Annotated in this window: 9 protein-coding genes; 3 read left to right on the top strand and 6 right to left on the bottom strand. The window is 74.4% G+C overall.

Translation table 11 applies throughout. From position 1 onward, the window contains the following. Window positions 1-24: 24 nt before the first annotated feature. The 5 genes from ACFPL3_RS10355 to ACFPL3_RS10335 form a co-directional block, all read right to left on the bottom strand. The gene (locus ACFPL3_RS10355; RefSeq protein WP_343942484.1) at window positions 25-888 is read right to left on the bottom strand and encodes an ABC transporter permease; all 864 of its coding nucleotides are present in this window, start codon (window positions 886-888) and stop codon (window positions 25-27) included. Continuing rightward, the gene (locus tag ACFPL3_RS10350; protein WP_343942483.1) at window positions 888-1,847 is read right to left on the bottom strand and encodes an ABC transporter permease; all 960 of its coding nucleotides are present in this window, start codon (window positions 1,845-1,847) and stop codon (window positions 888-890) included. The genes ACFPL3_RS10355 and ACFPL3_RS10350 overlap by 1 nt, the downstream gene beginning before the upstream one ends. Further along, entirely contained in the window at window positions 1,848-3,488 is a 1,641-nt protein-coding gene (locus tag ACFPL3_RS10345; protein WP_343942482.1) for an ABC transporter substrate-binding protein, read from the bottom strand. It lies immediately after the preceding gene. Window positions 3,489-4,126: 638 nt separating this feature from the next. Further along, window positions 4,127-4,780 (bottom strand): response regulator transcription factor, encoded by a 654-nt coding sequence (locus ACFPL3_RS10340; protein ID WP_343942481.1) that lies wholly within the window; start codon window positions 4,778-4,780, stop codon window positions 4,127-4,129. A 42-nt stretch (window positions 4,781-4,822) separates the two neighbouring features. Further along, window positions 4,823-5,896: a LacI family DNA-binding transcriptional regulator gene (locus tag ACFPL3_RS10335; RefSeq protein WP_343942480.1), complete on the bottom strand. Its 1,074-nt coding sequence runs from the start codon at window positions 5,894-5,896 to the stop codon at window positions 4,823-4,825. A 98-nt stretch (window positions 5,897-5,994) separates the two neighbouring features. Here ACFPL3_RS10335 and ACFPL3_RS10330 point away from each other — a divergent pair, with 98 nt between their 5' ends. From ACFPL3_RS10330 to ACFPL3_RS10320, 3 genes are read left to right on the top strand one after another with little or no spacing between them, the layout of a single operon-like run. After that, window positions 5,995-7,179 carry an MFS transporter gene (locus tag ACFPL3_RS10330; RefSeq protein WP_343942479.1) on the top strand — a complete coding sequence of 395 codons (1,185 nt, stop codon included), beginning with the start codon at window positions 5,995-5,997 and terminating at the stop codon, window positions 7,177-7,179. Window positions 7,180-7,232: 53 nt separating this feature from the next. Further along, a complete protein-coding gene (locus tag ACFPL3_RS10325) occupies window positions 7,233-8,711 on the top strand; it encodes an aldehyde dehydrogenase family protein (RefSeq protein ID WP_343942478.1) in 1,479 nt (492 codons plus the stop codon). Continuing rightward, window positions 8,708-10,261: a GMC family oxidoreductase gene (locus ACFPL3_RS10320; RefSeq protein WP_343942477.1), complete on the top strand. Its 1,554-nt coding sequence runs from the start codon at window positions 8,708-8,710 to the stop codon at window positions 10,259-10,261. The genes ACFPL3_RS10325 and ACFPL3_RS10320 overlap by 4 nt, the downstream gene beginning before the upstream one ends. Before the next feature lie 638 nt (window positions 10,262-10,899). On the opposite strand, the gene ACFPL3_RS10315 is transcribed toward ACFPL3_RS10320, so the two are convergent. Then, window positions 10,900-14,076: an AfsR/SARP family transcriptional regulator gene (locus ACFPL3_RS10315; RefSeq protein ID WP_379588819.1), complete on the bottom strand. Its 3,177-nt coding sequence runs from the start codon at window positions 14,074-14,076 to the stop codon at window positions 10,900-10,902. Between the last annotated feature and the right edge of the window lie 5 nt (window positions 14,077-14,081).

Here is a 14,081-nt window from a genome sequence, read left to right as displayed (position 1 = left end):
AGCTCAACGAGGGTCCTTTCCGTGTCACCGGCGCGAGCCGGGGCTCAGCACGTCGCGCAGCGCGTCGCCGAACAGGTTGAAGGCCAGGCAGATCACGACGATCGCGAGGCCGGGGAAGAACGCCGCGTACGGCGCGCGGACGATGTACTGCTGGGCATCCGACAACATGATGCCCAGGCTGGGGCTGGGCGGCTGGATGCCGAGCCCGAGGAACGACAGGAGGGCCTCGCCGATCACGGCCACCGGCATGATCACGGTGGCCTGCACGATGATCGAGGACAGGGCGTTGGGCAGCACGTGCGTGGCCAGGATCCGCACGCCCGAGGCGTCCATCGCGGCGGCGGCGAGCACGAACTCGTGGCCCTTGAGCCGCAGCGTCTCGGCGCGCACCACCCGGATCATGGTCGGCACCTGCGCGAGCCCGAGCGCGATCGCGGCGTTGGCCAGACCCGCGCCGTTGATCGCGGCCAGACCCACCGCCACGATCAGGAACGGGAACGCGAGCAGCAGGTCCGTCAGCCGCGACACGAGCGCGTCCAGCTGCCGCCAGTAGCCCGCGAGCAGCCCGAGCGGCGCGCCCACCACGATCGCGAGCGCCACCGCCAGCACACCGACCTGCAGCGACGCGCGCGTGCCGTGCAGGATCCGGGAGAGGATGTCGCGGCCGAGGTCGTCGGTGCCCAGCGGGAACCCGATCGTGCGGGGCAGCTGGAACGGCGTCTCGAAGTGCACCTCGTCGGGCGGGTACGGCGCGATCCACGGGGCGAGCACCGCGGCCAGCACCACCACGATCAGCAGTCCACCGCCCACGACCCCGAGCCGGTGGTGCAGCAGCCCGGCGAGGACGTGGCCGCGCCGCTCGCCCAGTTCCTCCTCGGTGGCGGCCATCAGCCGTTCCCTCCCCCCGCGACCCGGATCCGCGGGTCGACCAGCGTGTACAGGACGTCGACGGCGAGGTTGATGAGGATGTAGGCGAGGGTGACGACCAGCACCACGCCCTGGATCACCGGGTAGTCGCGGGTGAACACGCTGTCGAGCGTGAGCTTGCCGAAGCCGGGCAGCGCGAAGATCCGCTCGGTGACGACCGCACCGGAGATCAGCCCGCCCAGCTGCAGCCCCACGATCGTCACCACGACGATCAGGCTGTTGCGCATGGCGTAGCGGACGAGCACCGTGCTGCGCGACGCGCCCTTCGCCCGAGCGGTGCGCACGTAGTCGGCGGCCAGCGCGTCGATCATCGACGCGCGGGCCTGGCGCATCACGACGGCGGCGAGGCCGGTGCCCAGGATCAGCGCGGGCAGCGTGAGGTGCCACAGCGCCCGCAGCGGGTGCTCGGAGAAGGCCACGTAACCCGACGCCGGGAACCACCCCAGCCCCACGGCGAGGTAGAGGATCGCGAGCAGCCCGAGCCAGAAGTTCGGCACCGACAGCGACAGCAGCGACACCCCGCCGACGGCCAGGTCCGGCCAGCGCCCCCGGCTCGCCGCCGCGAGCGCACCGGCGGCCATCCCGAACACGACCGCGATCACGATGGCGTAGAGCGAGAGCCACGCCGTGACCGGCAGCGTCGCCGCGATCAGCTCGGTGACCGGGGTGCCGGTGCGCACCGAGTCGCCGAAGTCGCCGGTGAGCGCGTTGGCGAGGAAACGCACGTACTGCACCGGGAGCGACTGGTCCAGCCCGAGCTGCGCGCGCAAGGCTGCCACCGCCTCCGGGCCGGCCTCCTCACCGGCGAGCGCGCGGGCCGGGTCGCCGGGGAGGGCGCGCACGCCGAGGAACACCACGATCGAGGCCAGTACGAGGGTGATCAGACCCTGCCCGAGGCGGATCAGCAGGTACCGGGCCACTTACTCGGCCTCCTCGGCGAGGAAGGCGGCCTGGCCGAGCCGGACGACGCCGTCGGCGTAGGTCGCGATGCCCGCCACGTCGGTGGTGTACGCGGTGAGGTTGCGCTGCCGGTAGAGGTAGAGGATCGGCAGGTCCCGCTGGACGATCTCCACGACCTGCCCGTAGATCGCGGCGCGCGCGGCCCGGTCGCCGACCTGCGCCGCCTCGCCCAGCAGGCGGTCGACCTCGGGGTTGCTGTAGCCGGCCACGTTGTCGTTCGAGCCGGTGACCAGGAACGGGGGCATGTTGCCGTGCGGGTCGATCCGGCCCGACCAGCCGAGCTGCAGCAGCTCGAAGTCGCCGCGGTCCTGCGTGTCGAGCAGCGTGGAGTACTCCACCGGCTGGATGGTGATCTCGAAGCCACCGTCGCGCACGCTGGCCTGCAGCGCCTGAGCCAGCCGCAGCGTGTCCTGGCTGTTGCTCACCAGCATCGTGAGCGGGTAGGGCGTGGGCACCCCGGCCTCGGCGAGCAGCTCGCGGGCGCGGGCCGGGTCGTAGGGCGGGCAGGCCTCGCTCGCGGGCGTGGAGAACGGGCTGGCGGGCGAGATCGGCGAGCACGCGGGCTCGTACCAGTTGTTGAACACCGCGTTGACCAGCGTGGTGCGGTCCACCGACAGCGCGAACGCCTGGCGCACGCGCGCGTCCGACGCCAGCGGCGTGTCGATCGGTCTCGGCGGTTCGCCGACGCCGTCGACGTTGCCGAGGTTGAACGTGATGCCCTGGTAGCCCAGCGACCCGATCTGCAGCACCCCGATCCCGCGCTCCAGCTGCAGCGAGTCGACGTCCTGCGGGGAGATCGTGTCGGCCACCTGGACGTCGCCCGAGCGGAGGTTGGCGGCGCGGATGTTCGCGTCCGTCATGATCCGGTAGGTGATCGAGTCGAGGTGCACCTGGTCGGCTGCGTAGTAGTGCGGGTCGCGCACCACCGTGATCGACGTCTGGGGCACGCGCTCGGCGAACCGGAACGGCCCGACGCACACCGGGGCCTCGCTGAAGTCGGCGCCCAGCTCGGCGAGCGCGGCCGGCGACATGATCATGCCGGCGCGGTCGGCGAGCGAGGCCGTGAGCGGCGCGAACGGCTGCGCGTAGCGCACCACCAGCGTGGCCGGGTCCGCCACCTCGACGGCGGTGATCGGCCCCAACTCCCCCTTGCGCTTGGAGGTGTCCATCGTGAGGTTTCGCTCGAACGTCGTGGCCACCGCGGCCGCGTCGAACGGCGTGCCGTCGGCGAACGTGATGCCGGTGCGCAGCGGGATCGTCACGGTGCGGCCGTCGGGGGAGACGCTCGGCAGCGCCGAGGCCAGCTGTGGCACGAGCTCGCCCGCCGCGTCGATGTCGTAGAGCTTCTCGCACATCGCGTTCATCACGTAGCGCGTGTAGAGCGACGACGACGTGGTCGGGTCGAGCCGGTCCGGCTCGTTCGACAGGGCCATCACCAGGTCGCCGCCCTCGCGGACCGCGCGGCCGTCCACCGCGACGCTCGGCACGTCGGGGCGCGGCGGGGCGGGCACGATCGGCTGCACCGGGATGCAGGCCGCGAGCGCGACCGCCAGCACGCCGCCGACGGCCATTGCGGCCGCGCGCCGGAGGGGGTGGGGCACGAAGCGTCCCTTCAGCCGGATCTGTGGACATCAGATGTATACAGAATGTGCGTGAGACGGCAAGGGCTACGCCGAACGGTCCTGTGTGACCATCACTGCATCCCCGGCGGGCGGCCGCTGTACGAAGGGCACACCTGTACGCGCCTATCGGACGAAGGTGCCGCTCGTACCGCTACAGGGGCTTGGAGGCAGGCCTTCCGCCTCCGGTGGCGCACCGGCCCAGCTGGGGGCCGGCCGCTCCCAGGCCTCCGGTGGCGCCGCGCATCGTGTGGGCCGCCCCTCACGCCTCAAGGGCGCCTTCGGCGTCGCCGGGCGAGCGCTTCGCGCCCCTTGACCCGTGAGCCTCTGCGGCCCATCCCGGGCATCACGTGGGCAGGCGGGGCCTGCCCTCTCGGCGCGCGGCGCCACCCGAGGCCGGCCTCCCTCATGCGCCGGCTCCGCGATCAAGGGGAAATGGTCGCTCCTGGAGATCGACTAGCGACCATTTCCCCTTGGTCAACATCTCGTGGCCCGTGAGCAGTACTCCACCGCTGCCCCGCCAACCCTCGTGTGCGCCTCGCGCGGGTCAGCACTGGCTCTCTCCGTACCAACGGCACCTCCGTACGCACCTATCGGACGAAGGTGCCGCTCGTACAGCCTCAGGGCTCCCGGAGGCAGGCGTTGGACGGCGGCGGGCTCGTGCGCTGGGTCGGCAGGGCGAGGATGTCGGGGGACAGGTCGTCCAACAGCCCGGTGCGGCCCGCGAGGGCGGCCGCCTCGGTCCGGTTGGCGACGCCGAGGGCGCGCAGGAGGTTCGCGGTGAGGCGCTTCACCGTGCGCTCCGAGACGTGCAGCGAGCGCGCGATCTGGATGGTGGTGCCGCCCGCGGCGATGAGCATCCACAGGTGGCGTTCCTTGCTGGTCAGCTGGGGGCCGGACGCCTGGTTCGCGGCAGCGGTGGCCGTGAGCAGCGACGGCACCAGCCCGGCGGGGGACCGGGTGCGCAGCAGCACCCCGCCCGCGCCGGCGCGCAGGAGTTCGACCGCGCTCCGGTGGGTGGCGGTGTAGCGGGTGAGGGCAAGGACCGCGAGCTGCGGCTGCACCCGGCGCATCTCGGAGAGTGCGGTGAGCGGGCCCGGCGGGCCGAGTTCGAGGTCGACGAGCGCGACGTCGGGCTGGTGGCGCCGCACCAACGCCGCGGCCGTCTCGGCGCGGTCGGTGCCCGCCACCACGCGCACGTCACCCCTGGTCGCCGCGAGCAACGCCTCCTCGAGGCCGCGGCGGAACACCGGCTGCCGATCCACGACCAGCACGCGAACCACCATGACCGCAGGATTCCCTGGCGGCGGCGGCCCCTACCGGGGAGCCGACCGATCGGAGGACGGAGCACGCCCACTCGTGGTACCGACGCGCAGCTCCACCGGCAGCAGGACCCTGGTCGGTGCACCGCCCTCCACCAGGTCCATCGCGGCGCGGGCGGCCAGGCGCCCCTTCTCGTCGCTGGGCTGCACGACCGTGGTGAGCCGGGTAGGCGTGAGCCAGGGCAGCTCGGCGCCGTCGAAGCCGACGACGGACAGGTCCTCGGGCACCCGGAGCCCGAGCTCGGCGGCGGCCTGCAGCACACCCGCGGCGAGCACGTCGCTCTGGGCGACGATCGCGGTGGGGCGGCGCGAGGGGTCGACGTCGAGCAGCAGGCGCCCGGCCGCGGCGCCCTCGTCCACGGCGTTGCTCGGGGTCTCGTACACCGGGACCAGGCCGAACACGTCCTCCACGCCGGCGATGCGGTGGCGCACGTCGCGGTAGTGCGCCAGCGCGCGCCGCTCCGGCGTGACCGGGCCGGAGGTGCCGTCGAGCCGCAGCGGCATCGCCACCACCTCCACCCGCCGGTGCCCGAGGTCGTGCAGGTGACGGGCAAGGTCACGGGTGCCGCCGCGGTCGTCGATGTCGATCAGCGCCACCCCCTCCACGTCCGGCCCCTCCACTGCCACGATCGGCACGCCGCGGGCGCGTAGCTGGTCGAGCGCGGGGTCGTCCTCGAGCCCGCAGGTGGCGAAGATGGCGGCGTCGAGCGGAACGCGCGCGATCTGGTTGGCCGAGGGCCGGCCGGCGTCGCCCGCGAGGAGCAACAGGCCCACGTCGTGCGCGCTCAGCACCTCGCTGATGCCGTCGAGCAGCTGCAGCGCCACGGGGTCGCGGAAGGCGTAGAGCAGGCGCTCGCCGATGAACGCGCCGACGACGCCGCTGCGGCCGCGGCGCAGGGAGGCGGCGAGCGGGTCGGGGCCCGCGTAGCCGAGTTCGGCGGCGGCCGAGAGCACCCGCTCGCGGGTGGCCGGTGCGACGCGCGGGCTGCCGGCGAACGCGAGCGAGGCGGTCGACGCCGACACGCCTGCGCGCGCCGCGACGGCGGCGAGCGTCGGACGGCTGGACATCCCCGCACCGTATAGGGGGTGACCCGGATCCCGTTGAGCGCGCCGTACGTGTCGCGTAGCCTCGGATCGAATCGATTCGACGACCGTTGGGGGCCGATGTGACCACGACCGGGGCGCTGCCGCCCGCTCAGGTGCGCAGCGCACGCACGGCCGTGGTGATCGCGTTCGTCATGGCGGGCCTCGCGTTCTCGTCGTTCATCGCCCGCACGCCCGCATTGCGCGACGGCCTCGGCCTGTCCACCGCCGAACTCGGCCTGCTCCTGCTCTGCATGTCGGGCGGCGCCGTCGCGGGGCTGCCGCTGTCGGGCCCGCTCGTGCACCGCCTCGGCCCCGGCCGGGCCGTCCTCGCCGGTGCGCTGTCCATGACGGTCGGCCTGGGCCTGCTCGCCGCCGGGCTGGCCACCACGCTCGTCCCCCTCGCCGCGCTCGGGCTGGTCGCCTCCGGGCTGGGCACCGGGGTCTGGGACGTCGCCATGAACGTCGAGGGCGCCGACGTCGAGCGCAGGCTCGGCCGCTCCCTCATGCCCCGCCTGCACGCCGGCTTCAGCCTCGGCACGGTGGCGGGCGCGGGCATCGGCGCCGCCTGCGCCGCGCTCGCCGTCCCGCTCCCGGTCCAGCTGGTCGGCATCGTGGTGCTCCTGCCGGTCGTCGTGGCCCCCGCGGTGCGGCGCTTCCTGCCGGTGCCCGAGGCCGCGCCCGACGAGCCCCGGTCGGGCTCCGGTGTGCTCACCGCGTGGCGCGAACCGCGCACGATCCTGGTCGGGCTGATGGTGCTCGCCTTCGCCTTCACCGAGGGCTCGGCCAACGACTGGGTCGCCATCGCCATGGTCGACGGCCACGGCACCAGCGAGACCCTGGGCGCCGTCGCGTTCGGCTTCTTCGTGGCGGCGATGACGGTGGGCCGGATGCTCGGCGGCACGCTGCTGGACCGCTTCGGGCGGGTCGCGGTCGTGCGCGCCACCGCGGTCGTCGCGCTCGCCGGCCTGCTGCTGATGCTGCTCGGCGGGTCCGTCCCGGTCGCGCTCGCCGGAGCACTCCTGTGGGGGATCGGGGCGTCGCTCGGCTTCCCGGTGGGCATGAGCGCCGCCGCCGACGACCCCGCCCGTGCCGCCGCCCGCGTCTCCGTGGTCAGCTCGATCGGGTACACGGCGTTCATCGCGGGCCCGCCGCTCATCGGCCTGCTCGGCGAGCACGCGGGCATCCTGCGCGCCCTGTTCGTGGTGCTGGGCGCCCTGCTCCTGGGCCTGCTCGCGGCGGGAGCGTCCCGCCCGCTCGTGCGCTGACCCGGAAAGCGGCTCCCGCTTGACGCCGGGCCGTTCCCGAGGACGATCGGCGCGTGCCCAGCCTTCACATCGACGGGACCTGGACCTCCGGCTCCGGGGGCACCGCCGAGGTCGTCAACCCGTTCGACGCGAGCGTGATCGAGACGATCGACCAGGCAGGCCCGGACGACGTCGAGCGCGCGGTGGCCGCCGCCCGCGCCGCGTTCGACTCCGGCCCCTGGCCGCACACGCCGGCCGCGGAACGGGGTGAGCTGCTGCGGCGGGTCGCCGACCTCCTGGTGCGCGACAAGGAGGAGATCGCCCGCACCGAGACCCTCGACACCGGCAAGACGCTGGTCGAGAGCCGGATCGACGTCGACGACGTCACCGCGGTCTTCCGCTACTACGCCGACCTCGCCGCGAAGGACGCCGGTCGCCTCGTCGACACCGGCATGCCCGCCGTCGTGAGCCGGGTCGTGCACGAGCCGGTCGGCGTCTGTGCGCTGATCACGCCGTGGAACTACCCGCTGCTGCAGCTGTCCTGGAAGGTGGCCCCCGCGCTCGCCGCGGGCAACACCGTGGTGATCAAGCCGAGCGAGGTCACGCCGCTCACGTCCGTGCTGCTCGTGCGGCTGCTGGAGGAGGCGGGCGCGCCCCGCGGCGTGGTCAACATCCTGCTCGGCGACGGCCGCTCGGTCGGCGCCCCGCTCACCGAGCACGCGGGCGTCGACATGGTGAGCTTCACCGGCGGCCTCGCAACCGGCCAGGCGATCATGCGGGCCGCCGCGGGCACCGTGAAGCGGGTGGCGGTGGAGCTGGGTGGCAAGAACCCCAACATCGTCTTCGCCGACACCGACTTCGAGACCGTCGTCGACAACGCCGTCACCGCCGTGTTCCTGCACGCGGGCCAGGTGTGCTCCGCCGGCGCCCGTCTCATCGTCGAGGACTCGCTGCACGACGACCTCGTGGCCGAGATCGCCAGGCGCGCCGACCTGATCCGGCTGGGCAACGGCCTCGACGAGGCCAGCGAGTCCGGCCCGCTGGTCTCGGCGGCGCACCGGGCGAAGATCGAGGACTTCGTCGCGTCCGCGCTCGCCGAGGGCGCCCGGCTGCTGGCCGGCGGGAAGCGACCCGAGGAGCCCGACCTGCAGAAGGGCTACTTCTACCGGCCCACCGTGTTCACCGACGTCCGCCGGGACATGCGGGTGATCCGCGAGGAGACGTTCGGCCCGATCCTCACCGTCGAGCGCTTCCGCACCGAGGAGGAGGCGATCGAGCTCGGCAACGACACCGAGTACGGCCTCTCCGGCGCCGTGTGGACCAGCGACGCCGGGCGCGCCGAGCGCGTGGCCCGCGCGCTGCGGCACGGCACGGTGTGGATCAACGACTTCGGCCCTTACGTCCCCGGGGCCGAGTGGGGTGGCATGAAGCGCTCGGGCAACGGGCGCGAGCTCGGCCCCACCGGGCTGGCCGAGTACCAGGAGCACAAGCACATCTGGCACAACACCCAGCCGGCGCCGGTCGGGTGGTTCACGAGCGGAGGGCAACGGTGACCGAGAGCTTCGACTACGTCGTCGTCGGTGGCGGGTCCTCGGGCTGCGCGCTGGCCGCCCGCCTCTCGGAGGACCCCGACGTCACCGTGTGCCTGCTCGAGGCCGGGCCGTCCGACGTCGACGACCCCGCGATCCTGAAGCTCTCCGACTGGATGGCCCTGCTCGACTCCGGCTACGACTGGGACTACCTGGTGGAGCCGCAGGAGCGCGGCAACAGCTTCCTGCGCCACGCCCGCGCCAAGGTGCTCGGCGGCTGCTCCTCGCACAACTCGTGCATCGCGTTCTGGACCCCGCGCGAGGACCTCGACGAGTGGGCGTCGATGGGCTGCGAGGGCTGGAGCGCCGACGAGTGCTGGCCGCTCATCGCCCGGCTCGAGAACAACGACGGCCCGTGGGAGGGCCACGGCCGCACCGGCCCCGTCAGGATCATGACGGTCCCGCCGGACGACCCGTGCGGCGTCGCCGTGCTCGAGGCGGCCGCCGCGGTGGGGCTGCCCACCGTCCGCTTCAACGAGGGCAGCACCGTCTGCGAGGGCGCCGGGTTCTTCCAGATCAACCGCGAACCCGACGGCACGCGTGCCTCGTCGTCGCACGCCTACCTGCACCCGATCATGGGGCAGCGCCCGAACCTGGAGGTGCGCACCGGCGCGTGGGCGTCCCGGGTGCTGTTCGAGGGCGGGCGCGCCACGGGCGTCGAGTACCAGCAGGACATCGGCCCCGGCCGGCGCACGGTCACCGCCCGCCGCGAGGTGGTGCTCAGCGCCGGCGCCATCGACACCCCGAAGCTGTTGATGCTGTCGGGCATCGGCCCCGCCGAGCACCTGCGCGAGTTCGGGATCGACGTGCTCGTGGACGCGCCCGGCGTCGGGGCCAACCTGGACGACCACGTCGAGGGCCTGGTGATGTGGGAAGCCGCCCGGCCGATGGTCACCCGCTCCACGCAGTGGTGGGAGATCGGCCTGTTCACCCGCACCCGCGATGACCTGGACCGACCGGACCTGATGATGCACTACGGCTCGGTACCGTTCGACCTCAACACCGTGCGCTGGGGCTACCCGACCACCGACAACGGGTTCTGCCTCACCCCGAACGTCACCCGCGGGCGGTCCCGGGGCACGGTGCGGCTGCGCTCCCGCGACTTCCGCGACCGGCCCCGCGTCGACCCCCGCTACTTCACCGACCCCGAGGGCCACGACATGCGGGTCATGACGGCGGGCGTCCGGCTCGCCCGCCGCATCGCCGAGCAGGAGCCGCTCAAGGAATGGGTGGCCCGCGAGCTCACCCCCGGCCCCGACGCCGTCACCGACGACGAGCTCGCCGACTACATCTCCAAGACCCACAACACCGTCTACCACCCGGCCTGCACCGCGAAGATGGGCCCGGACAGCGACCCCACCGCCGTCGTGGACCCCCAGCTGAGGGTGCGCGGCGTCGACGGTCTGCGGGTGGCAGACGCGTCGATCATGCCGTTCCTCCCGGCGATCAACCCCAACATCACCTGCTACATGATCGGCGAGAAGGCGAGCGACCTGCTGCGCGCAGGTGGCTGAGGCGGCGCTGACGCTGCCGCCGACGGGCTGCCTGAGGGGCTGCCCGCCGGGCTGCGGCGGCTGGGGGCGCTGGCACATCGGTTGTGGGGTTGGCACATCGGTTGTAGTCGGTGTGTGAGTGATGGACCTGGTGTGTGAGTGCGCCGGGGCGGTGGTGGTCGCCGTCGGTGGGGCGTTCGTTCGGCTGGGGCGGCTGGGGGCGCTGGCACATCGGTTGTGGGGTTGGCACATCGGTTGTAGTCGGTGTGTGAGTGATGGACCTGGTGTGTGAGTGCGCCGGGGCGGTGGTGGTCGCCGTCGGTGGGGCGTTCGTTCGGCTGCGGCGGCTGGGGGCGCTCGCACATCGGTTGTGGGGCTGGCACATCGGTTGCAGTCCGTGTGTGAGTGATGGACCTGGTGTGTGGGCGGGCCGGGGCGTTCGTGTCCGCCGTCGGAGGAGGGCGCTGCCGGGCTGGGGCCGCTGGCACATCGGTTGTGGGGTTGGCACACCGGTTACAGCCGGTGTGTGAGCAACGGAGGTGGTGTGCGAGCGGGCGGGGGTGGTTGCCGGCGGCGCCGGCACATCGGTTGTGGGGTTGGCACACCGTTGCAGTCGGTGTGCGAGCGACCGAGGTGGTGTGTGAGCGCGGCCGGGGCGCTCAGGCCGGTCGGGGGGCCGGCTCAGGGGTGCGGGTCGGCAGCGCGGCGACGAGCTCGTCGGGGTCGGTGACCGCGCCGCACGCGAACTCCTCCGTGAAGCCGGCCGGGCCGAGTGCCTCCGTGGCCGCGGCGGTGGCGCGGTCGACGTCGCCGCGCTCGGCGGCGGGCAGCGGGGCGCCGACGCTCTCCCGCGCGGCCGCAGCCGCCCCGAGCAGCCGGGCCGTGTGCGGGTGGGCGCCGCCGAGCGCGACTGCGCAGGCGAGCCCTTCCAGCGCCAGTGCGAGCGCGCGGGGGTCGCCGCTGCGCCGGGCGATCGCGTGGCCGTCGAGCTGATGGCGCAGCGCGGCCCCGGCGTGGCCGCGCAACTCCGCGACGAAACCGAGCTCGGCGTGGATCAGTGTGGTGGCGATCTCGGCGCCGGCCCGGACGTGCCAGTGCAGCACCTCCTGCAGGTGGCGCTCGGCCTCGTCGAGGCGTCCGGTGCGGCGTTCGCCGAGGGCGAGGCCGGTGAGGGCGTAGATGCGGCCGGGTGCGAAGCCGTGGGCGACGGCCGTGGCCTCGGCTCGCCGGTGCAGATCCTCGGCCTCGGCGAACCGGCGCTCGAGGAGCGCGATCCGGCCCAGCCAGGACATCTGGTAGGACACCTCGGCCCGCAGGCCCAGCTCCTCGGCCATCCGCAGCCCCGTGCGGTGCTGCGCTGTGGCCTCGGCGTAGCGGCCGGCCTGCTCGGCGAGGGCGCCGAGCGCGAACGTGGTCTGCACCTGCCCCCACTGGTCGCCCACCTCGCGGAACAGCACCGCGGCCCGCTCGGCCTGCTCATGCGCGCCGGAGTAGTGGGACTGGCTGACGCGGTCGGTGAGCGCCGCGGCGATGCCCCACCGGTCGCCCACCGCCTCGAACGTGGCGAGGGCAGCGCACGTGAGCGGCGCGCCGCGGGGGTCGGCCACGGTGGTGAGCGCGTAGCCGAGGAGCCACTGGGTGCGGGCCCGCGCCACCGGGTCGGCGACGGCCGAGACGTCGAGCGCGGCCTCGTCGGGCGGCTCGCCGTCGAGCACGCGCAGGGCGGTGAGCCACGCGGCGGCCTGCGCGCGGGCGGCGGCGGGGGCGGCTCCGGGCACCGCGAGCGCGGCCCGCAGCGACACGACGGCCTCCCCGGTGCGCCCGCGCAGGAACCAGTACCAGCACAGCGCCTGCACCAGCCGCAACGCCTGCTCGGCACCGTCGGCCTGCTGCACGAGGTGGTCGACGGCGGCGCGGAGGTTGGCCGACTCCGCATCGAGCCGTTCCAGCCAGCGGCGCTGGTCGGCGCCACGCAGCTCCGGCTCGGCCCGCTCGGCGAGCGCGAGGTGGTGGGCGTTGTGGCGCTGCCGCACGCGGTCGAGTTCGCCCGCCTCCACCATGCGCTCCAGCCCGTACGCGGCCACGCTCTCCAGCAGCCGGAACCGCGCGGCCTGGCTGACGACCAGCGAGCGGTCGACGAGGCGGGCGAGCAGGTGGAGCACCTCCTCGCGGCGCACCCCTTCGCCTGCGCAGATCGCCTCGGCCGCCTCCAGGTCGCAGCCTTCGGCGTGGACGGCCAGGCGGCGCAGCACGATCTGCTCGCCCGGCGTGAGCAGCTCCCAGCTCCAGTCGATCACGGCGCGCAGCGTGCGCTGCCGGTCGGGGGCGTCGCGCGGCCCGCCTGCGAGCAGGGCGAACCGGTCGTCGAGCCGGGCGAGGACCTCGTGCACGCCGAGCGCCCGGACCCGCCCGGCGGCGAGTTCCAGCGCGAGCGGCAGCCCGTCGAGCCGCCGGCAGATCGCCGCGACGGCCGGCGCGGTGGTGTCGTCGAGGACGAACGCGGGCGCCGCGGCCGCGGCCCGCGCCACGAACAGCCGCGCGGCGCTGGAATCGCGCACGGCCGCGAGGTCGTCGCCCGCGGCCGGGGGCTCCAGCGGCGGGACCTCGTGGAGCACCTCGCCCGCCACCCCGAGCGGCTCCCGGCTCGTGGCGAGGATCCGCAGGCCCGGCGCGGCGCGCAGCAGCGCCGTGGCGACCGCCGCGACGGCGTCGACGACCTGCTCGCAGTTGTCCAGCACCAGCAGCAGCGGCGACCCGGCGAGGGCCTCGCCGATCCGGGCGACGAGATCGGGGGACTCGCGGAGCCCGAGGGCGCTGCCGATCGCCGTGGTGACCCAGTGCTCGGCCGGGCACGCGTCCTCCGGGCACACCTGCCGGTCGAGGCCGGCGAGCTCGACGAGACAGGCCTCGGGGTGCTCGCGCGCCACCGCGACCGCCAGGCTCGTCTTGCCGACACCGCCCGGACCGGTGAGCGTGACGAGCCGTGCCGCGCGCAGCCGGGCGCCGACCCGGGTGACCTGGTCGGCGCGCCCGACCAGCTCGGTGAGCGGGGCGGGGATCGCGTGCCGCGGGCGTGGCGGCGGGCCCTGCAGGGACGGGTCCTGCGCGAGGATCGCTCGCTGCAGTGCGCTGATCTCGGGCCCCGGCTCGAGACCGAGCTCGGTGACGAGGGCGGTGCGCAGCGCGGCGTACCCGGCGAGGGCCTCGCCCTGGCGGCCGGTGCGGTAGAGCGCGCGCATGTGCAGGCCGCGCAGCCGCTCGCGCTGCGGGTGGCGCGCCACGAGCTGCCCGAGCTCGGCCACGAGCGGGCCCAGCTCCGCGCCGCCCACCGCGAGCAGCGCCTCCGCGCGCTCCTCCTGGGCGACCAGCCGCTCCTCCTCCAGCCGCTGCGCGGCCGCCACGGCGAACGGCTCGTGGCGGACGTCGGCGAGCGCCGGGCCGCGCCAGAGCGCCAGCGCATCGGTGAGCAGCGCGGCGCGCTCGGCCGGGTCGGACGCCTCCCGGGCCCGCGCCGCGAGCGCGCGGAAGCGGTGGACGTCGAGCGTGTGCGGATCGAGCCGCAGCAGGTACCCGGGCGGCTGCCGGACGACCAGGTCGTGGCCGCCCGCGCGCTCCAGGGCGCGCCGCAGCTGGGAGACCTTGGTCTGCAGCGTGTTGAGCGGGTTGCCGGGCTCGCGCCCGCCCCACAGGTGCTCGACGAGCCGCTCGACGGCCACCGGGCGCCCCTCGTGGACGAGCAGGTCGGCGAGCAGCGCGCGGACCTTCCGCTCCGGCACCTGTACCGGCTCGCCGTCGCCCGTCCACACGGCGAGCGGCCCGAGCACCCCGAAACGCACGACGC

The sequence above is a fragment of the Pseudonocardia zijingensis genome, assembly GCF_042657305.1.
Taxonomy (GTDB): Bacteria; Actinomycetota; Actinomycetes; order Mycobacteriales; family Pseudonocardiaceae; genus Pseudonocardia; species Pseudonocardia zijingensis.
The sequence above is the reverse complement of the archived record's forward strand: the minus strand, read 5'-3'. Positions and strand labels throughout refer to the sequence as shown.